Source organism: Streptomyces sp. NPDC058691 (genome assembly GCF_042714775.1).
GTDB lineage: Bacteria > Actinomycetota > Actinomycetes > Streptomycetales > Streptomycetaceae > Actinacidiphila.
The window spans coordinates 18,703-38,221 of sequence record NZ_JBHXSO010000013.1 but is presented as its reverse complement, the minus strand read 5'-3'; the positions used below and the strand labels follow the sequence as shown (position 1 = coordinate 38,221).

The window sequence follows — 19,519 nt, the reverse complement described above, 5'->3', positions numbered from 1 at the left end:
GTAGTCAATCTCGATAGTGCCGGGTCAGTCAGCGCGCGAACTTCTCGATGGCTGCCGGGGTGACGGGGGTGAAGAAGTTGACGAGGTTGCCGTCGGGGTCGCGGAACAGCAGGGACCGGTTGCCCCAGGGCATGGTGGTGGGCTCGGTGACGAAGTCGGTGACGAAGCCGGTGAGGTTCTGGTGGACGCGGTCCACGTCGTCGACGAGGAATTCGGTGATGACGCTGTGGTTGTCCGCCGGGCGGGCCGAGCCCGGGGCGAACAGCGGGACGGTGCGGGTTCCGGCGATGGCGAGGGTGGCGCCCGCGGTCCTGAGCTCGGCGAAGTCCTCGGTGGCCCATGTCGCCCGCGCCCCGGTGGCTCGCTCGTAGAAGTCGACGAGGCGGGCGACGTCGCCGGTGATGATGCGGATCGAGACGAAGTCCATGGGAATCTCCTTGGCTGTGCCGGTGGTCGTTGCATGTCGCAGGCTAGGAGAAATAGAGGACACAATCGGTCCCGTATTCGGGTTAGGCTGGGAATGTGTCCCGCCCCACTGTCCGCGTGCTGACCCTCCTGGAACTGCTGCAGTCCGGCGGCACCCGCACTGTGGCGGAGCTCGCCGAGCGACTCGGTGTGGAAGGGCGCACGGTGCGGCGGTACGTGGACCAGTTGATCGACCTCGACGTGCCGGTGGAGTCGGTACGGGGCCGCTACGGGGGGTACCGGCTCGCCCCCGGGTACCGGCTCCCTCCGCTCATGCTCAGCGACGACGAGGCACTGGCGGTGCTGCTCGGCCTGGTCGCCGGCCGCCGGGCCGGGCTGACGACGACGGAACGCACGGCAAGCGAGACGGCATCGGCGAAGATCCGGCGGGTGCTGCCCCAGCACATCGCCCACCGCCTCGACACCCTCCTGGAAGCTCTCGCCTTCACCGACCAGCCCGGTGAGTTCAACACGCCGGACGGCGAGGTTCTGCTCACCCTCGCCGATGCGGTGCGCCACCGCCGCCCGGTCTCGATCCGTTACACCGACCGCGGCGGTGGGCGCAGTGAACGCACATTGCACGCGTACGGGATCGTGGCCCATGCGGGCCGGTGGTACGTCACGGGCAAGGACGCCCGGCTCGACGAGGACCGAACCTTCCGCCTCGACCGCATCGCGGACGCGCGGACCCTGCCGGGCTCGTTCGAAGCGCCCGAGGACCTCGATCCGGCGCGGCGTGTGGTGACGGCGTTCGCCACGGCCGAGTACCGGCATGAGGTGACCTTGCGGATCCACGGCACGGTCGCACAGATCCGTGCCCACCTTCCGGCCAGTGTCGCGAGCCTGGAGGAGGACGCGCCTGTGACGGGCGAGGACCAGGCGGCCGAACGCTGGCTGCGCGCCGAGCTGCGGGCGGAGCGGCTGGACTGGTTGCCGCCGGTACTCGCCTCACTCGACCGGCCGTTCGTCATCGAGCGTCCCGCCGAACTGCGCGACATGGTCACCGCGTTCGCCGGTCGCCTCGCCTCCTACGCCCGCAACGCCTGACAGCGCGAATAGCCGGCGCCCATTTCGTGGCGACGATCGGTCTGCATGGACATGACTCACCCCCGCCGGGGAGGCGTCCTGCGCCGACCCGCCGCACCCTCGAGCACCTGACCTCTACTGATCTTGCCGTGGAGGCGGAACGCCGAGTCGTCGCCGTTCGCGAGCCCTCGAACTGCTGCCGCAGCCGCGCGGGATGCGGGCCGTGATCGCCGATCGGCAGAAACGGCGATCAACTCCCAGTCCACATATGTTAGTTGCACTCGCGTCATGCACAACGGCTCACCCGATCGGGCCACGTCACGAGAGCAAATCCCGCAACGATCAACACAATCCGAAACGATCACTGCATTCGCGGGTCGGAACACTGCCAACTCGGTGATCGACAGCGTATTCGTCGGAGCGAACAGGGCGTCACGGTCTGCGTGGGCCCCGACGGTCCTGCGATCGGTGGCAGGTGTCGACGTCGCGGCCTGTCGGCGGGTCGATGGCCGCAGCGGGCTGCTGCCCGCCGGCAGGGGCGAGGGAGGTCAGCAGTTGGAGCTTCTCGGCGGCGTCGCTGTCCTGGTCCGGGTAGTAGAGCACGAGCAGCAGGTCTCCGACGGAGAGTTTCTCGCGGTTGAGGTGCAGTCCGCCCACGACCGGATGGTTGACGGTGCTGGTGTAGCCGAGCGCTTTGATGTCGTGCCGTGCCCACAGGGTGCGGAAGCGGTTGCTGGCCATGGACAGCTCGCCGACGAGTTCGACTGAGCGCTGGTCGGTGACGATGTCGTCCACCGAGCGGCGGAACGCCGCGACGGAGTCGACGACCGCCGCCTCCCAGGTGCGGACCTCTTCCAGCGGGACTTCACCGCCGCCGAACCGGGCCGGAAATACATGGGCGACATCACTTACCTGCCCCTCGCGAACGGCGAGTTCCTCTATCTCGCGACAGTGCTGGACTGCTTCAGCCGCAAGGTCGTCGGTTGGTCCATCGCCGACCACATGCGCACCGGCCTGGTCGCCGACGCACTGCGGATGGCCGCCCGCACCCGCGGCAGCCTCGAGGGTTCCGTCTTCCACACCGATCACGAGGCCCAATACGGCTAGAGGGTCTTCGCCGACCTCTGCGACCAGCTCAAGGTCACCCGGTCGATGGGCGCGGTCGGCAGCAGCGCGGACAACGCGGCCTGCGAGAGTTTCCACGCGTCCCTCAAACGCGAGACGCTCCAGGGTGCCCACGACTACGGCGACCCGGTCACCTGCAGGAACAAGGTTTTCGCCTGGCTGACCCGCTACAACACCCGCCGACGGCACTCCGCCAACGGTCCGTTCAGCCCCAACGAATACGAACGCCGACACCACGCGGCTAAGCTCACGCTCGCCGCGTGATCAACGAAGCGTGTCCACCATCACGGGGGAAGGCCAGTCCGCGCTGGTGCCGACCGCGCCGCGCGATCTTGTCACACCCAGCTCCGAGCAGACCTGGGCGAACTCCTTCGACACATATTGCGCCCCGTTGTCGCTGTGGAACACCGCCCCGCGCAGACCGTCCCTGCCGCGGGCCCTTGCTGCGGCCCTGAGTGCGTCGGTGACCAGCGAGGTCCGCATGTGGTCGGCGATCGACCAGCCCGTCAGGCGATTCGAGCACAGGTCCAACACGGTTGCCAGATAAAGGAATTGGCCGCTTCCGATCGGGAGATAGGTGATGTCTCCCACCTACTTGGTGTTCGGCTCCGGGGCAGCAAAGTCGCGCTGGAGCAGGTCCGGCACCGGTGTCGCCGACGGCTCGGGGATGGTGGTGCGGACCTTCCTGCGCAGGTGCAGCCCGACGATGCCGAACTGGCCCACCGCCCCAGCACACACGGCTACCGGTCGTCACAGGCCTACCTGAAGGCGTGGAACGCGACCGACGATCCCCTACCACCACACCCGCCGATACCGCTGCCGCCATCCCGCGCCGCATTCCGGTACACACGGGCCCGCATACCCGCCGTCCGCGAACCGTGGCTGCAGGCGATCTACGACCGCGGGTACTGACCTTTCACCGAACCTGGCTCCGCTGCCACCACCCGTTCCCAGCATCGTCGTAGACACCCCGCACGCCTGAGCGTGCCAGACCGGGCGGCGCTCCCGGGCATGATGTGCGGGGCATCATCCCGTCATGCGCAGCGTTCACGGCGAGACCACGCACACCCCGGCGCCGGTACCCGCCGCCCCCGAACGCAGACCGGGACACCACACGGCCGCGGTGACCCAACCGCCGGACGCACCTCTGGCACTATCCACCCACCCACAGCCCCCGGCAAACGACCCGGCGCCGGCACGGGCAGAACACCCGAACCGGCTTCTCCCCTCCGCCGTGCCATCAGCCAAAGCCCCGGGTCCGCCAGCACCCGCCCCGGGGCGCACCGGCCTGCGGCCGCCTGAGCGTGCTGCGGACGCATCACGCCACCGCCCTGGTCGCCGGGAACCACTGCATCTCCGGCAGCGGCGCGGTGGTGGCGGCGAGCTCCAGGTAGGCCAGGTGCCGCAGGAAGCGGGCGAACACCTGCGCGGCGGCCCGCGAGTCCCCCTGCGGCGGACGCGCGCCGGTCATCGCCCCAGTGATGGTCTGCGCGCGTCCGGCTCCCCGTCCGCCGGCTCGGCCTTGAGGTACCGAGCAACGCGCTCGGCGCCGTACTGCAGCACCGCCTCGCCGCTCAGGGCCCGTTGTGGTTGCAGAAGCCGCCCCGCGCGCCGCCGCAGGGCCGGTTGCTGTTCGTGCTGCAGGCGTACGCGTACGTGCCGGCGGCGACCGACGAGACGTAGACCCGCTCGATGTCCGGGCCGCTCGACACGACGCCTTCAGGCGTCCGTCGGCCAGTTTGACGAACGGTACCTTCGCGAGCTTGCGGGAACGGGCAGGTGCGATCACCCGCGCGGTGCTCGACCTCTCCCAATCCGACAACGCGCCACCTCCTGTGCACCGAGGGGGCACGCCACACCGGCGGGACGGCACTGGATGTCCACAGGCACACGACGCCGTGCGTGGCCGACGGCGGGGTGCGGACGCCCGGCGGCACGTGGAAGCGGCAAAGGCGCCGGCCCGGAACGCACCCGCAGTACAGTGGCCGGCCGGTCGTACGGCGACGGGGGAACCGACGTGAGCGCAGCGCCGCTGCCGCCCGTGGGACCACGACGACCTGCGCAGCGTGTCTCTCCAGCACTGAGCGAAGGGCCGAACTCTTGAGCGCGATCCGGTTCCGTTTCTCCCGCCGCCCGGATCAGGGGGATCCGTGCGGGTTCGACCTGGGTGACATCGTCGTCACGGGGACTCCGGTACTGCGGCCTCCCATGGCCACTCCCCGGACCAGGGGATGATGATTCACCTGGCGCTGTCGCTCCTGCTGGATCATTTGGCCGTCCTGCGGAGCACCGGGAAGCAGGTGACCTTCGTCGGGACCGACTCGTCGTTCACGATCCGGTTCAGGCCGACACGTCGGGGAATCGCGATCTCCAGCGGGAACACACACGTCGGAACGACCCGGTCGGAAGAACTCTTCGCCGAGGTCCTGCGGGCGGCCGAGGAGTTCGCCGGTGCGGAACTGCACCGCTTCCCGGACGACGACGCGGCCGGATCGGATCTCGCGGCGTCCCTGCGTCAGTTCCGAACCGTCGTTCCTTGATGACGCCCGACGTCCCACGCCGCGCGGCACCGGACCGTGGAACAGCTCACCTCCGTCCGCCCCGGGGCGACATGAGGGTCACTACGGCACGTCGGGCCGCCCCCGCTCCGGGAGGGGGGCGGCGAAGTGCCAGGCGTGGGTGAGGAGGGCGTCGACGGCGGACACGGCGGTGCGCAGGCGTTCGTCGTGGGGGCCGGTCAGGAACACGTGCGGGAGGGCTCGGCGGGTTAGCTCCTCGCGGAAGCGGGTCGTCATCCAGGTGCGGAGGTGCTCGCCGTCGCGGAGGCCGTCGTCCTCGAAGGGGACTCCCGCGTCATCCGTGAGGAGCCAGAGGTGGTGGCGGCTGCGGGCGGCGATGGATTCGACCTGGGGGTTGGGGGCGCCCATGTAGCGCTCGTGCCAGATGGTGGTGGCCAGGGCGTCGGTGTCGCAGAAGAGGACGGGGGAGCCGGAGCGCGCTGCCGCGTCCTCGTCGGCGAGTTGACGTTCGGCGATCAGCTCGAATTCTTCGGAGCTCCAGGTGACGTCGTTGAACATCGCGTTCGGGTGGGCGGCCAAGAGCTGTGCGTACTTCTCCTCGCTGTACGTGCGGCCGTACTCCGGCACCCACCGCGTCGACTCCCACACCCCGCCGCGCGCACGGTAGTGCTCCGCCAAGGCCTCGGCCATGGTGGTCGTGCCGGTCGACTCCGCGCCCACGACGACAACCCGGCGGCTCAGCCCAGCCCGTACCGGGGCCGCCAACAAAGGCCAGCAGCGCACCGGGTCCTTGCGCACCGCCGTGCCCGAGACCGGGTAGGTCGTGCGGGCGACGTCCACCGTCACCGAGGTCGCGCCGAAGCGGCGGCCGAGTTCTTCGCCGTATGGTTCGGAGGTGAAGACGGCGTCAACCGGGTCGGGGACGGCGGCGCGGAAGATGGCCATGTGGGCGTCCCAGACCGTGGGGTCGGTGATGTCGACGGGGATGTCGTCGACCGTGCCGACGACCTCGATGCCTGCCTCGGGGTGCTCCTCGCGCATCCAAGCCACGCGGTCCGCGAGTGGGATCGACTCCACGGCGGAGGCGCAGACCAGCACCGTGAGCCGGCGGCAGCGCGCGGCGGCGGTGCGGACCAGGTGGTGGTGGCCCGCGTGCGGCGGATAGAACTTGCCGAGCACCAGGCCGTGGTCGAACTCGCTCATGCCAGGACCTGCTTACGGGCCGCTGCCGTCGCCTCGCCGAGCCACGCGCGCAGTCCGACCGCGCACAGCAGCAGGAAGCCCGCGTAGAGGAGCGAGGTGAGGTAGAGCCCCTTGTACGCGTACAGCGGGATGTAGACGACGTCGGCGGCCATCCACAGGTACCAGGACTCGACCTTCTTCCGGCACTGGCCGTACGTGGCGGCCAGCGACAGCGCCGTGGTGAGCGCGTCCCAGAACGGCACCGTGGAGTCGGTGGCCCGGTCGAGCAGCACGGTCAGGGCCGCGGTGGCGAGCACCGTCGCGGTGGCCAGGATGCGCCAGGTGCGGGCGTCCGTGCGGCTGACGGCGAGATGCCCCGATGCCCCGGCGATCCAGGACCACCATCCGTACACCGCCAGCGCCACGTAGACGACCTGAAGGGCGGCGTCCGCATACAGGCCGGCTCCCGCGAAGAGCAGGATGAAGAAGAGGTTGTTCGCGATGCCGATCGGCCAGTTGGCGATGTGCCGGCGGGCCACCAGCCATACGCAGAGCGCTCCGCTGCCGAAGCCCAGCACCTCCACCCAGCTGACGGGCGTGTCCAGCAGGGTGAACAGGGGCTCCTGAAGCGGGGCGAGTATGTCCGCGAGAACCACGCGGTGACCTCCTAAATGTCACCCTGACGATAATCCGCCTGGAGTTCCGGGACAAGCGACTTTTTCCCGCCGCTCAGAGCCACCCCCGCCGGGCCGCCGCCAGCCCCGTCTGGAAGCGGGTGGACGCGCCGAGTTCGGTCATCACGCGGTGGATGCGCCGCTGCGTGGTCCGGGCGCTCCAGCCCTGGGTGCGGGCGATGGCCGCGTCCGTGAGCCCCGAGGCCAGCAGGCTCACCAGAGTGCGGGTCTCGGCATCCGGCTGCCCCGGTTCCGCCGAAGCCGGCCCGGACTCCCCCAGCGGGATCGCCCGCTCCCACTGCGCCTCGAAGAGCGACTGCAGCGCCACCAGCATCGGCGACGGGTGGATGAGATACGCCGCGGACTGGCCGCCCGGCGCCAGACTGAAGGGGATGATCGCGGCACTGCTGTCGCTGATCACCAGCTTCAGCGGCAACTCCGGCCGCATCCGCGCCTGTTCCCCCGCCCGGACGCTCGGCACGATGTCGCCCTGGAGCCGGCCCGGCCAGGCCACCGCCTCGCGGTCGTAGATCACCCGGTGGGCCACACCCGTCCGCTGGCGCTCCAGCTGCGCGTCGAGGTTGCTGCCGGGCCGGTCGACGTACGGAGGGCGGTCGAAGGCGCACACCTCGCGGCGCGCCCCGGTCGTCAGCCGGTGCACGGCCTTGCTGATGTCCTCGCGGTCCGTGAGCAGTTCGGCGGCCATGTCCGGGTGGCTGATCCTGGTCGCTTCCCGGTGCGTCTCTATCAGCCGCTGCACCAGCGCCCGGGCCTCGCCCAGCTGCTGCTCCCGTTCGGTGATCAGCGCGCCGACCGCGACATCGGGGGCCGCGGCCGAGAACCTCGGCGGCCGCCCGGCGCTGCGCACCGCCAGGCCGTCCCTGACCAGGCCGGACAGCAGCTTCCCCGCGGCCGGCGCGGCCATCGCGCACGCGTCGGCGAGCTCCGCCGCCGTGCACCGCGGCATCCCCACCAGAGCCGTGTACACGCGCTCCATGTCCGCCGTGAACCCCAGTACGTTAAATTCCATGCCCTCTCCCACACCTCCGTGGCACCAACCGGCCACCTGGCGGAGGTAGGCCACCTTCCCCACCTTGCGTCTCGTCCGCCGCACTTGACATCTTCCAGCAGCGAGCTCGCTGCCCTGCGTTGAGGTGGGCGTCAGCGTGCCGCGGTGTGTCCCCCCGCACACCCTCGCCCCGCTGAAAGGGTGTCCCATGTCGCGTGCCCATCCGCACGGCAGACGGCGTCTCGGTGCCGTGTCCGTCACGTCCGTCGTGTTCCTGGCCCTCACCGCCGCGCTGCCGGCCTCCGCCGCTCCCGGTCCCGCGGGCGGGAGCTCCGTCCCGTCCCTCGGCGACACGTCGCCGCAGAAGGCGCTGCCCGCCCAGCGCGCCGGCGTCGTCCCGGGGCAGGTGCTGGTGACCCTCTCCCAGCAGACCGCCGTGACCGGCCGCAAGCTGCCGGGCAGCAGGGCCCACGCCATGGCCCCCGGGACCAGCAGCTCCGCCGTGAACAAGAAGCTGAACGCGGTCGGGGCCACCTCGCTCCAGCCGCTGCTCCCCTCGCTGTCGGCCGCGGCCACGGAGTCGATGACCACATCGGCCCGCACCCGCCTGGGAGACGAAGCCGCCGACCTGTCGCGCACCTACGTGGTACGGACCGGGAACCGCGACTCCGCCGCCGTCGCCCGCGCCCTCCAGGGCACGCCCGGCATCGTCGGCGCCGAGCCGAATCGCTACGTGAACACCATGAACACCGGAGGGCAGCAACTGCCCACCACCGCCAAGGTGTCCGCGAAGCACACACCACCGACCGCCCCAAGCGCCTCCCCCATACCCACCAACTTCGCCCTCGCCAACTCCGCCCAGGCCTTCCTCAACGCCGGCGGCGTCAACGCGGTGGGCGCCTTCGACATCCTCCAGGGCCGCTACGGGCAGCAGCCCGGCGCCGGCCGGACCATCACCAACGTCTCCATCGGCGACCTGACCGACCAGGCGATGGCCGACGCCGATGACCCGTACGTGCAGGGCCACGGCCCGACCACCGTGCTCAAGGAAGGTCAGCGCTACCTCGACCTACCGTCGATGCCGCTGATCCCCGCCTACGTCGCGGCCCCCGACGGAACCCTCAGCGGTACGGCCTCCACCAAGGACCAGGACCCCGTCCTCGGCGAGGTCCTGCTGGACTTCAGCGTCATGTCGCCCCTCGCGCACGACCGCCAGCGCCCCGGCCGGACCGGCAGCGACTACACCGATCTGCTCGGTGTCGCCCCCGGCGCCGACTACCGGCTGGTCGTCCCGCAGCAGCCGACGATGGACCAGATCGCGACCGCGCTCCTGGCCGCCGCCCACCAGTCGCCCAAGCCGGACGTCATCACCGCCAGCCTCGGCTTCGGCACCGACGCCCAGGGCTTCCCGGGACGCTACCTGGAGGACGACCCGTACATCCGGTCCGTCGTCGCCTCGATCGTCCAGAAGGACCACGTCGTGGTGGTGATCTCCTCCAACGACGGAACCCGCCTGTACACCCCGGCCGCCGTCGGCCCCGACGGCGGCAGCACGCCGACCGACACCGCGAGGAACGGCAAGGAAGCCACCGACATCAACGACGTGGCCTCCTCCACCACCCCGTCCCGCGTCCCCGACAGCGGCGCGATAGCCGCCGGCGGCACCACCCTGGACGACACCCTCGCCTCCCGGACCGGGGACGCCACCACCGCCGAGACCCGCATCAGCGGCTTCGGCACCTTCTCCTCCGGCTTCGGCACCCGCATCGACCTCTCGGCGCCGAGCGACAACATCGTCGCCTTCACCCACACCGACCGGGGCGACGCCCAGTCCGTCACGCCCGTCCTCAACGGCGGTACGTCCGCGTCCGCCCCCGAGATCGCGGCGGCCGCCGCCGTGGTGCTCCAGGCCGCCGGCCTGGCCGGGCACCACCTGACGCCCGCGCAGGTACGGGACGTACTGAAGCGGACCGGCCGCGAGGTCTCCACCCCGGCGCAGATCGACCACGAGCTCAACGTCGGCCGGCAGATCGACGTCACCGCCGCCGTCGAGGACGTCCTCGGGCAGCACCGCGGCGGCGGAACCGCGGCCGTACGGCTGTCGGTCGCCCACCGGGTCACCGCCGGCGCGCTGGGCGGGCAGTTCCTGGAGGCGACCGACCAGAACCGCATCGACCTCGGGGACATGGCCTCCGGGGGCAACGGCATGGGCCTGGTGGGTCCGGTGACCTTCGCCGGTGATATCACCGGTCTCCCCAAGGGCGCGAGCCCCACGTACACGCTCACCGTGGGCGCGCGGACCTGGCGCTCCGGCACCCCGGCGATCCGCGTGACGCCGGCCGAACTGCTCGGCGCCGCCGGACTCCCCGTGGTCTCCGACTCCGACCGCGCGATCACCGTCACCTACCGCGTACAGACCGGCGGCCGGACCCAGGCCACCGTGCGCCGCACGCTCACCGTCGGCCCCAGCGACGGCCGTTACGTGGAGGCCACCGCGCCCAAGGCGCCCGCGGTGGTGAAGGCCGGCCACTCGGTCACCGTCACCTACGACCTGTCCGGCGTCGCCAACCTCAACAACCCGCAGCTCGTCGTGTCCACCGTCGGCCACTGGAACCCCGTCCTCGCGCCCATCCACACCACCGCGTGGCACCAGGCGCTGACCGCCGGCTCCGGCACGGTCACCATCCCCGCCGACGCGTTCGGCGCCGGCGGCGGCCTCTACGGCATCGGCATCGTCCAGTCCAGGTTCGGGGCCAGCCCGAGCCTCATCGGCTACGGGGAGTTCGCGCCGGTCCGTGTCGACGGGGGCACCGCGAACGAGCGCCCGCAGGCGCCGCTGGTCACCGGGCAGGAGGGCGTCCCCGCGCACAGCGCCCAGGTCACCCGCGCCGACGCCGGCTTCACCCTGCGGTACGACGTGCGCGACGTCCCGGGGGCGAGGTACGCGCAGGTGGAGTTCGCCGCGCCCGCCCCGACGCGCCACAACTCGCTGAACACCTTCACCAACGTCAACGGCACGGCCCTCGACGACAACGGCGTCGACACGCCTTCCAGCGCCCACCGCGTGCTGCCCGCCACCAAGGGCACCGTCGGCCTCGACGCCCTGCGGCTGGGCCTGTCCACCTCCACCGTCTACGGCGTGCGCGTACTGGCCCTCGACAGCAAGCACCGCGTCATCGGCCAGGCGTCCCCCGTCTCGACCCTCGAGGTCGACGACGGCCTCACCCCTGCCGGGAGCACGGTCCTGTCCTTCGCCGCCGCGGGCGACGACTCGATAGCCGCCCTGCGGACCGTCTCCGGCGCCACCGAGATCCGGCACTACTCCACCAGGACCGGCCTCTACGGCCCGGTCATCGCCTCGGACACCGGCGACGAGTCGGAGTACGAGGTCATCGGCGCGGCGCCCGCCACGCACCGCGCCCTCGTGGTGCACCAGGCGACGTCCGGCGGCGACGTGCAGGTAGAGACCTGGAACACCGCCACCGGCGCCCTCGTCGGACGGACCGCGCTCGCGGCGGATGACTACCGGTTCGTCGTCGGACGCGTCGACGCCGCCCGCTCCCGCGGCGCGCTGCTGCTGCTGCGGGCCGTCGACGACAACAGCGACCTGGTGCTGCCCGTCGACCTGAAGGACGGCACCACCGCGGCCCCCATCCCCGCCGACCTGCCGGACGTCCCCAAGGGCACCTACAGCCTCCTGGACATCGACGCCTCCACCGGCGACGTCTATCTGGCGAAGGGCGCCCCCGTCGCCCTCTGCCTGGGCGGCGTCCAGATCCCCCGCGTGAATCTGCAGACCCGGAGCGTGACGTCCGTGGGGACCATGTCCGGCTGCAGCAACGGCTTCTCCTCCGACGACGCCGGCACGCTCTACAACCTGTCGGCCACCGCGCCCAGCACCAAGATCGTCCCCACCAGCGTCCTCGGCTCGCTCAACGCGGACACCGGCGCATCGGACGACCCGGTGGCCGTACGGCGCGGCGCCTCCACGGGGATGGCGGTGGACGGCGCGAACGGGCTCGCGGTAGCGGCGTTCACGGCAGCGGAGGGCGTGAGCTACCCGGGCTCCGGCGAGGTCTTCGTCTCGGACAACAACGCCACCGGTCAGTTGCTCGTCATCGACGTGACGACGGGTGAGGTGGTGAAGACGCTGACCGGCTTCCAGATCGGGGGCCACGGCGGTCCCTTGGTCCACGGCGGTGTGATGAACTCGGTCCAGCTGGACCCGGCGACCCGCACCGGCTGGACGTACGGGGCGTACGACGGGCAGATCCGCCAGTTCTCCTACTGAGCGCGGGGCGGTTGTGCCACGGGGGCGGGAAGCGATCATCGCTTCCCGCCCCCGCGGCGTTGCGCCTATACCGAATCGCAACCATGGACACAGGTTCCTGTGCAACCCTCCGCAGTGCTGCGGGAGTGGTGGAAGGCGAGTGGAGTACCGACCGAAGGAGAGACCCGAGTTGTCCGGAATCAGAAGTGCCTCGATAGCGGCCGCACTGCTGGGCTGCACCCTGTTGCTGGCGGGGTGCACCGATTCCTCCGGGTCCGGGTCCGACTCCGCCGCCGGCAGCACCACTTCGCCCTCCCCGGAGGCCTCCGCTTCGGCGGACGCGCCTTCCGCCGAGCCTTCTCCTTCGGCCCCGTCCTCCAGCGCCGCCCCTTCGCCCTCCGCCGCGACGCCGACGCCGTCGCACAGCTCCACGGCACCGGCCAAAGCCCCGACAAAGGCCCCGCCGGCGCCCGCCTCCGTCCCCGGCTGCCGCAATCTGACCGTCGGCAGCGAGGTCAAGGCCGCGGTGACGCAGGCCTACCGGCGTGCTTTCCCCCGCTTCGAGCACATCGCGCCCGTGCCGCTCCGCTTCTTCTACGGGCAGTGCGGCACGGTCCGTTACGCCGCCACCCAGTTCCAGCCCACCCGTGGCGCGACCGAGGGAGAGTTGGTGAACCTCCAGGACGAAGGCAGCGCCATGAAGTACTTCCGCGCCGGCTCCGGCGGCGACTGGACCTACATCACCAGCGACGGATTCCCCGCGGGCCCGCACGGCTGCGCCGACATCCCGCAGATCCCGCGGGCCCTGGCCACGGCATGGAGGAACTGCGCCATCGCGCGATGACGTACCTGCGCTCAGAGCTCGTTGAGCGACGTGTCGACGCCACAACAGGGAACCGTCACCACGAGCGGGACAAAGCCCTCGTCGTGGCGTTCCGAGACGGCCTCGGCCCACCAGCCGGTTGCGCACTCCTCACCGCAGTGCCGGCAGGAGAGCCTCGTCAGGCCGCCCGCCCCGCCGAACCGATCCGGTGGCGGCATCAGGCGTCCGGGTGGGTGCCGGACGCGTTCACGTCGACAGCGGAAACGCCTGGCCGCCATCCGCGCCGTCGCCCGCGAGGGCATCGCATGATCGGCCGGAAAAAAATCAAGGCACGCACGGGTCCTTCCTTGCGATGCTTGTCGCCGGGTCCGGGATCGGGCGCCGGATGGAGCACGCGAAGGCATCCGGGACTCGACGACGAGGAAGGACGACATGGAGCAACGCGAACTCCGCCGTGCGGTTGAGGCAGGACGGGCGACCGCTCGTGAACTGGGCCTCCGGGTCGACGACGTGGTCGTCGTACACAACTCGGACCGCGTCGCGCTGCGCCTGGTCCCCTGCGATGTTCTGGCACGGGTCGCGCCTGTGGAGCACCTGGCCGATTCCGAGTTCGAAGTGGAGGTCGCCCGCCGTCTCGCCGACGTCGATGCTCCGGTGGCCGGGTTGGAGCCCCGGGTCGAGCCCCGGGTGTACGTGCGTGATGCCTTCGCCATCTCTCTGTGGACCTACTACGAGCCCGCGGAGCAGGTGATCGCGCCGGCCGACTACGCGGACCTGTTCCTGCGGCACCATGCGGCCCTGCGCCGGATCGCTCTGGACGCACCCCATGCCGGCGACCGGGTCGCCGTGGCACTGAAAGAGGTCGACGACCGGGAGCGGTCCCCCGAGCTGGCCGATGCCGACCGGGACCTCCTCAGCGGCACACTCGGCGGACTGGGCGCCGTTCTCAACACCGCGAGAGCCAGCGACCAGTTGTTGCACGGCGAACCGCATCCGGGCAACGTCCTCCGCACGCGAGAAGGGCTGCTGTTCGTCGACCTCGCCACGTGCTGCCGTGGGCCGATCGAGTTCGACCTCGCCCACGCGCCCGAAGAGGTGGGAAAGTACTACGCCGGAGCCGACCACTCCCTGATCGACCGGTGCCGCGCCCTGAATTGGGCCATGTTCTCCGCCTGGCGCTGGCGCCGGCACGATCAGATGCCCGACCGGGACCACTGGAGAGTGGAGGGGCTGCGTCGGGTCCGTGCCGCGCTCGAAAGCCGCCCGGAGAGATAGCGCCGATCGAGCCCCACACTCGATCTGACCTGCACGGGAACTGCTCCGGTGCGCCATGGCGGCACCGAGCATGTGACGCCTGCCCTTTCGGGAAGACGGCGGTGCCCTACTGCCCGGCTTCGCCGCGTTGATCCGACCATGCGGTGTCCCTGGATTTGCAGGACGAACTGCGGTCAGGGGAGACCGGCATGCACCCATGGACGAAGACGCACAGGACGCCGCAGCCAGGTCAGTCCCCACCAGCCGGAAGACGGCCACCTCCCGACGAACTGACGGCGGCCTCATCGTTGTTGCGACTCCAGCGTTGGCGGGCAACGCGGCCACCGCCCGAGCCGTGCGGCAGGGCGTCGGGGAGTGGGGCCCCGGCGGACCCCGAAGAGCCGGGTGCAGGCCATTGAGGCCCTGCGCTCGCGATGTCGTGAGGGGAGATCGGCGACAGCCGTCCTCGTGTCCGCAGCCACACCCCTCAAGCCGCTGAACGCCGTACCCGGCACAGCCGGTGCCGTGGCACTCGACGGTGCTTCCGATCAATCGAGTCGACACCCGTTCCGAGCTGCGGGACACTCCCCGCGATGACTCAACGAACCGACACGCCTCCCACGTGGGACGAGCGTACGCAACTGTCCACCTTCCTGGACTACGCCCGCGACACCGCGCGGGCCAAGTGCGAGGGCGTGTCCGCCGAGGACGCCCGCAAGGCCCCGCTCCCGGGTTCACCGCTGATGACGTTGTGCGGGCTGATCAGCCATCTGCGGTGGGTCGAGTACTACTGGTTCCAAGTGATGTTCCTGGGCGAGGAGCCCGCGGGGCCGCTCACCGAGGCGACCGGTGACGATCCCGACCCCGAGATGCGGACGGCGGTCGACATCCCGTTGCCCCGGCTTCTCGCCGAGTACGAGGAGCAGAGCGCCCGCTACCGTCGTCTGGTGGCCGACCACGAGCTGAACTCGGCGGCCGAACGTCCCATCGGTGACGGCCGCCATGTCGACCTCCGCTGGGTGATCCTCCACCTCATTGAGGAGACGTCCCGCCACAACGGCCACCTCGACGTCGTGCGTGAGCTCGTCGACGGGCGGACCGGCGCCTGAGATCTGTCGTGCATCGGCCCAGGGGCGGGAAGCGGTCACCGCTTCCCGCCCCTGGCGGCGCCTTCCGCCGGACTGCCGGTTACCCGGCCGGCCAGTGCGGCCACGCCGGGGCGAACGCGCACCAGTACTCGGGGCAGCCGACCCGGTAGGCCCGCGTGGCGGTCTCCGTGAGGGACGCGCCGGAGTGGTCCGCGGCGGTCACCTCCAAGGAGACCCAGCCGGTGCTCATCGCGGGTACGGTCACCCGCCGGACGCCGTCGCGGCCCCGGACCTGCGCCGGCTTCCAAGTGGCGCCGTCGTCCGTGGAGTACCGCACCGACACCCGCTCGATGCCGGCCCCGCTGTGCACGCCCATCTGGCGGCCGATGTTCAGGCCGAACGTGAACTCCTGGTTCTCTGGCACCGAGTTGTCCCCGTCGAGCCCCGCCATGTCGAAGCGCGTGTCGAGCAGCGGCAGCGGACGCTCGCCACTGGTGTGCTCCGAACGGAACCGCCAGGTGTCCGTGACGTGCGTGCCCAGCGTCCACTCCGGGGTGTCGCGGTGGGCGGACGAGGTGAGTTCGTACCACTGGCCACGCGCGGGCACGTCGAAGACGCCCTGCCCCGGCTCGTCGTTGCGGACGAGCACCTTGCCCGAGCCGTCGCGCAGCACCGTCTCGCCGGATTCCAGAACCCGTACGGAATCCGACTGGTGACCCGCCGCGTCCGAGAACATCGGCAGGGCGAGACGCAGTTTGTCCCGGTCGCGGGTGGCCTGCGCCCGGCCGTCGGGTCCGTTCACCGACAGCGACGGGTTGAAGGGGCCCGTGAGCCAGTTGTCGTCGGTCGTGTGTCCTCTGCGGTAGACGGTCGGGTTGGTGAACTGCATGCCGAGCGCCCCGACGGAGTCCATCGCGTACTCGAACGTCGCGGTCGTCCACGGGACATCGGGCGTGTAGTACGCCGTCATCCGGTGCGGTGCGCGGAACAGCGTCGACTGCTGGGCCAGCCGCAGACCTCCGTAGGTCACCCAGCCGTAGATCCCCTTGGTGTCGTCGGGGAAGCCGGTGGTGCGGAAGTCGTGGTCCACGCGCGCCAGGTCGCGGCGCCGGTCCTGCCAGTCGGCACCGGCCGGTACCCCGTCGTCATGGGTGTGGAAGGTGAAGTAGGTGCGCTCACCATTGCGCTCACCCTCGATCCGAAGGGTCACCTCTCCCTTGGCGAGTTGCTCGCGCAGCAGCTCCACGCCCCGGGGATCGATGCCCAGCGGCGGGTCGGCCGGGTCGAACGACGCCGACCCCGCCAGCAGGATCACCGCCGGCCGCTGTTCCTTGATCGCGTCGTAGCGCCGGGTCGACTCCTCCCACGGCAGGCTCCAGTCCGACTCGAGGAGCACGATCCGGTCCTTGAGTTCCAGACCCGTCAGGTCCCCGCCGTCGCCCGCGTCGGTGACCCGCCCCTGCGCGTCCCATTCCAGTCGCTGCGACGACATCAGCCACACCGGGACGTCCAGCGGAGCGCCGGAGCCGCCGACCGTCGTCGCGAGGACGTACGGCTGCTGCCAGGAGGCGGCGGAGAAGTACGTCAGCCCGGGTATCCGGCCGCTGCCCACGGCATACGACTCGTACGCGCCGGCGTAGATCGGCGCGGCCAGTCCGACGGGAGTGCCGGTGCCGGTCGACGAGACCTGCCCGGTCGCCGACCCCTGCTCATTGATCCGCATCTCCGGGTCGTCGATGCCGGTGGTGACCGGCTTCGCCGCGGACGTGTCGGTCTTCAGCGTGCGGTCGCCGGTGAGGGAGACGCGCCTGGCGACGGCGACGGACCTCTCCGGGATGCTTGCCGTGCCGTGGCGGACGTACTCCCACACCCCGCCGAACACCCGGTAGTCGCCGACCGGCAGCCGGACCTGCTCGGGCTCCGTGGTGAGGCCGATCAACTGTGCCTCGCCGGTCTTCTCGTTCTGCACCACCAGGTTGGTGTACGCCGTCTCGACCCCGGGCCGTACGGCGGCGGGTTCGAGGGTGAGCGTGGCGGCCGCGGCCTCCGCGTCGATGCCGACGGGAGTGCGCACCGTGCTGCCGTCACTGCCGCGCGCGGTGATCCAGCCGCCGTGGGCGCCGACGGACGCCCTGCCGGTGTCGATCCGGACGGTCGCGGCGGCGGTGCCGCCCGCCGGTACGGTCAGTTGCCGCGAGGCGAGCGAGACCGGTGCCTCCCCGGCAAGGGACAGGCTCAGCCGGACGTCCTTGCCTCCGTCGTTGCGGTAGGTGACCGTACGGGTCGGGCTGCCGCCGTACGGCCAGGCCAGCTCGGCCGACACCGTGCTGGGGGAGGCGGTGATCCGGGACGAGAGCCCGGCGGGCACGTCCACGCTGCCCGCGCCCTGCTCGTACACGTCCGCGCCGGCGACCGGGTCGGCGGTGGCGACGAGAGCCGCCTTCAGCCGCTGTGCGTCCCAGCCGGGGTGCTGCTGCTTGAGGATGGCGGCCGCCCCGGCGACGTGCGGGGTCGCCATGGAGGTGCCGCTGATCGTCGCGTAGAACTCGCTGACCGCGGCGGCGTTCAGCGTTCCCGCGGCGCGGGCGGCGGTGATGGAGCTGCCGGGGGCGGTGATCTCGGGCTTGACGCCGCCGTCGGCGACCGCGGGTCCACGGGAGGAGAACGACGACATCGCGCCCTCCTTGGTGATCGACCCGACGGTCAGGGCGCTGGGCGCGGCAGCCGGCGCGCCGATGCTGCGCGGGCTGCCCGCGTTGCCCGCCGCGATGACGAACAACGGTCCCCCGTCCTTGGACAGGGTCTCGACCGCCTGGGAGAGCGGATCGCTGCCGTCGCTGGGCAGGCTGGAGCCGAGGCTCATCGAGACGATGTCGGCGTCCTGCGCCGCCGCCCAGGCCATGCCTTCGAGGATGCCACTGAAATCGCCCGACCCACCCGCGTCGAGCACCTTGCCGATCAGCAGCTCGGCACCGGGCGCGATGCCCTTGTACCTGCCCTGTGAGGCGGCACCGCTTCCGGCGACGGTCGAGGCGACGTGCGTGCCGTGGCCGTTGCGGTCGGTGACGCTCTCGTCCCAGGAGAAGTTCTTCTCCGCCACGACCTTGTTCCTCAGGTCGGGATGGCCGGGGTCGTACCCGGTGTCCAGCACCGCGACCCTCACACCCTTGCCGTCCAGACCCTTGTGCCAGGCGGCGGGCGCGCCGATCATGGCGGCGGACCGGTCCAGACTCGCCTCGACCTTGGCGTCCAGCCAGAGCTTCCCGGACGCGGCGGCGCGTGACGTCCCCGACGCGGCGGCAAGGAAACTCCGCCAGGCCGTGCCGGCCTCGGACTTGCGTACCGAACGGGCTGTCAGCCCCAGTTGGGGGAAGGTGTCCCGCTGCACGGAACCGCGCAGCGCGGGTCCGGCCTGCGCCGTCGCGATCAGCGGGATGGACGCCTGGGCGGCGTCGTCGTACCCCTGCGCGGCGAGCGCGGTGACGTCGAACAGCTGCCGGTCGACCCGTTCATCGGCGAGCGCCTGCGTGGCGTCGACGGGGATGACGTACTCGTGGTCGTTGATCCTGGCCCGGGTGAACGCGATGTGCTCCCGGCCCTGGCCGGGACTCACCCCGCTGACCTGGAGGTCGCTCCCGCTGCCGGTGAAGCCGACCCGGTCGCCGCTGATCAGTGTGACGGTGTGTCGGCCGGCCGCCGCCGCGGGCGGCGCCGTGGAACGTCCGGCCCCGACCCCGGGCTCGGGGTCGGCTGCCGCCGGCAGCCCGGTGGCGACCAGCGCCACCGCGGTGGCCGCGACCACGGCCGCGGTCCTCGATCTGGATCCCATCCCCTGTACCAACTCCCTAAAGGCGTTGCCATGAACGAGCAACAGCACATTCAAGTGGGGAGTTGATGTTGTGCCAGATGACGGACCTGGCGAAAAGGTGTCATGGCACATCTGCGACAGCCGCTGCCGTGCGGGATCGGCGCCCGTTCCGGCCGGGGCGGTCCCATCCTCATCCCCAGGGCCGACCACGCGCGCACGACGGCGAGACCCATGGCGGCCGCCAAGACGCCGCAAGCGACGGAGGACGGCCCCTAG

At 71.1% G+C, this 19,519-nt stretch carries 12 protein-coding genes and 3 pseudogenes; 7 read left to right on the top strand and 8 right to left on the bottom strand.

Translation table 11 applies throughout. The features are described from left to right. Positions 1-28: 28 nt before the first annotated feature. Complete coding sequence (locus tag ACFWVC_RS11810; RefSeq protein WP_384282633.1) at positions 29-427, bottom strand: VOC family protein; 399 nt, start codon at positions 425-427, stop codon at positions 29-31. A gap of 95 nt (positions 428-522) precedes the next feature. Here ACFWVC_RS11810 and ACFWVC_RS11805 point away from each other — a divergent pair, with 95 nt between their 5' ends. Then, positions 523-1,512 (top strand): helix-turn-helix transcriptional regulator, encoded by a 990-nt coding sequence (locus ACFWVC_RS11805; protein ID WP_384282630.1) that lies wholly within the window; start codon positions 523-525, stop codon positions 1,510-1,512. 411 nt (positions 1,513-1,923) lie between these two features. Here ACFWVC_RS11805 and ACFWVC_RS11800 read toward each other — a convergent pair whose 3' ends face one another. Then, a complete protein-coding gene (locus ACFWVC_RS11800) occupies positions 1,924-2,349 on the bottom strand; it encodes a hypothetical protein (RefSeq protein WP_384282878.1) in 426 nt (141 codons plus the stop codon). Between ACFWVC_RS11800 and ACFWVC_RS11795 the strand changes: the two are divergent. Continuing rightward, positions 2,338-2,880, top strand: a pseudogene (locus ACFWVC_RS11795) (IS3 family transposase); the annotation flags it as partial. The gene ACFWVC_RS11800 and the pseudogene ACFWVC_RS11795 sit on opposite strands and share 12 nt — an antisense overlap. A 36-nt stretch (positions 2,881-2,916) precedes the next feature. On the opposite strand, the pseudogene ACFWVC_RS11790 reads toward ACFWVC_RS11795, so the two are convergent. Together ACFWVC_RS11790 and ACFWVC_RS11785 are read right to left on the bottom strand one after the other, a co-directional pair. Then, positions 2,917-3,333: pseudogene (locus ACFWVC_RS11790) on the bottom strand (DDE-type integrase/transposase/recombinase); the annotation flags it as partial. Positions 3,334-3,934: 601 nt separating this feature from the next. Beyond that, positions 3,935-4,438: pseudogene (locus ACFWVC_RS11785) on the bottom strand (hypothetical protein). A gap of 409 nt (positions 4,439-4,847) precedes the next feature. On the opposite strand from ACFWVC_RS11785, the gene ACFWVC_RS11780 reads away from it, so the two are divergent. Then, on the top strand, positions 4,848-5,156 hold the full coding sequence (locus ACFWVC_RS11780) for a hypothetical protein (protein ID WP_384282627.1): 309 nt from the start codon (positions 4,848-4,850) through the stop codon (positions 5,154-5,156). A gap of 81 nt (positions 5,157-5,237) precedes the next feature. On the opposite strand, the gene ACFWVC_RS11775 is transcribed toward ACFWVC_RS11780, so the two are convergent. The 3 genes from ACFWVC_RS11775 to ACFWVC_RS11765 all read right to left on the bottom strand — a co-directional run bounded on the left by ACFWVC_RS11775 (position 5,238) and on the right by ACFWVC_RS11765 (position 8,021). Then, complete coding sequence (locus ACFWVC_RS11775) at positions 5,238-6,338, bottom strand: AAA family ATPase (RefSeq protein WP_384282625.1); 1,101 nt, start codon at positions 6,336-6,338, stop codon at positions 5,238-5,240. After that, positions 6,335-6,973: a nicotinamide riboside transporter PnuC gene (pnuC, locus tag ACFWVC_RS11770; protein WP_384282623.1), complete on the bottom strand. Its 639-nt coding sequence runs from the start codon at positions 6,971-6,973 to the stop codon at positions 6,335-6,337. The genes ACFWVC_RS11775 and pnuC overlap by 4 nt, the downstream gene beginning before the upstream one ends. Positions 6,974-7,046: 73 nt before the next feature. Then, on the bottom strand, positions 7,047-8,021 hold the full coding sequence (locus ACFWVC_RS11765) for a transcriptional regulator (RefSeq protein WP_384282619.1): 975 nt from the start codon (positions 8,019-8,021) through the stop codon (positions 7,047-7,049). Positions 8,022-8,250: 229 nt separating this feature from the next. Between ACFWVC_RS11765 and ACFWVC_RS11760 the strand changes: the two genes are divergently transcribed. The 4 genes from ACFWVC_RS11760 to ACFWVC_RS11745 all read left to right on the top strand — a co-directional run bounded on the left by ACFWVC_RS11760 (position 8,251) and on the right by ACFWVC_RS11745 (position 15,456). Then, positions 8,251-12,291 (top strand): S8 family serine peptidase, encoded by a 4,041-nt coding sequence (locus ACFWVC_RS11760; protein ID WP_384282616.1) that lies wholly within the window; start codon positions 8,251-8,253, stop codon positions 12,289-12,291. A gap of 169 nt (positions 12,292-12,460) precedes the next feature. Beyond that, entirely contained in the window at positions 12,461-13,114 is a 654-nt protein-coding gene (locus tag ACFWVC_RS11755; RefSeq protein ID WP_384282613.1) for a hypothetical protein, read from the top strand. A 411-nt stretch (positions 13,115-13,525) separates the two neighbouring features. After that, positions 13,526-14,368, top strand: a complete 843-nt coding sequence (locus ACFWVC_RS11750; RefSeq protein ID WP_384282609.1) for a phosphotransferase — start codon at positions 13,526-13,528, stop codon at positions 14,366-14,368. A 572-nt stretch (positions 14,369-14,940) separates the two neighbouring features. Then, positions 14,941-15,456, top strand: a complete 516-nt coding sequence (locus ACFWVC_RS11745; protein ID WP_384282604.1) for a DinB family protein — start codon at positions 14,941-14,943, stop codon at positions 15,454-15,456. A 79-nt stretch (positions 15,457-15,535) separates the two neighbouring features. On the opposite strand, the gene ACFWVC_RS11740 is transcribed toward ACFWVC_RS11745, so the two are convergent. Further along, the gene (locus ACFWVC_RS11740) at positions 15,536-19,264 is read right to left on the bottom strand and encodes a S8 family serine peptidase (RefSeq protein ID WP_384282600.1); all 3,729 of its coding nucleotides are present in this window, start codon (positions 19,262-19,264) and stop codon (positions 15,536-15,538) included. Between the last annotated feature and the right edge of the window lie 255 nt (positions 19,265-19,519).

Excerpts from the sequence above, each read along its gene's own strand:
- ACFWVC_RS11810 (WP_384282633.1), bottom strand. The coding sequence starts at position 427 with ATGGACTTCGTCTCGATCCGCATCATCACCGGCGACGTCGCCCGCCTC.
- ACFWVC_RS11780 (WP_384282627.1), top strand. The coding sequence starts at position 4,848 with ATGATGATTCACCTGGCGCTGTCGCTCCTGCTGGATCATTTGGCCGTC.
- ACFWVC_RS11775 (WP_384282625.1), bottom strand. The coding sequence starts at position 6,338 with ATGAGCGAGTTCGACCACGGCCTGGTGCTCGGCAAGTTCTATCCGCCG.
- ACFWVC_RS11765 (WP_384282619.1), bottom strand. The coding sequence starts at position 8,021 with ATGGAATTTAACGTACTGGGGTTCACGGCGGACATGGAGCGCGTGTAC.
- ACFWVC_RS11750 (WP_384282609.1), top strand. The coding sequence starts at position 13,526 with ATGGAGCAACGCGAACTCCGCCGTGCGGTTGAGGCAGGACGGGCGACC.
- ACFWVC_RS11745 (WP_384282604.1), top strand. The coding sequence starts at position 14,941 with ATGACTCAACGAACCGACACGCCTCCCACGTGGGACGAGCGTACGCAA.
- ACFWVC_RS11740 (WP_384282600.1), bottom strand. The coding sequence starts at position 19,264 with ATGGGATCCAGATCGAGGACCGCGGCCGTGGTCGCGGCCACCGCGGTG.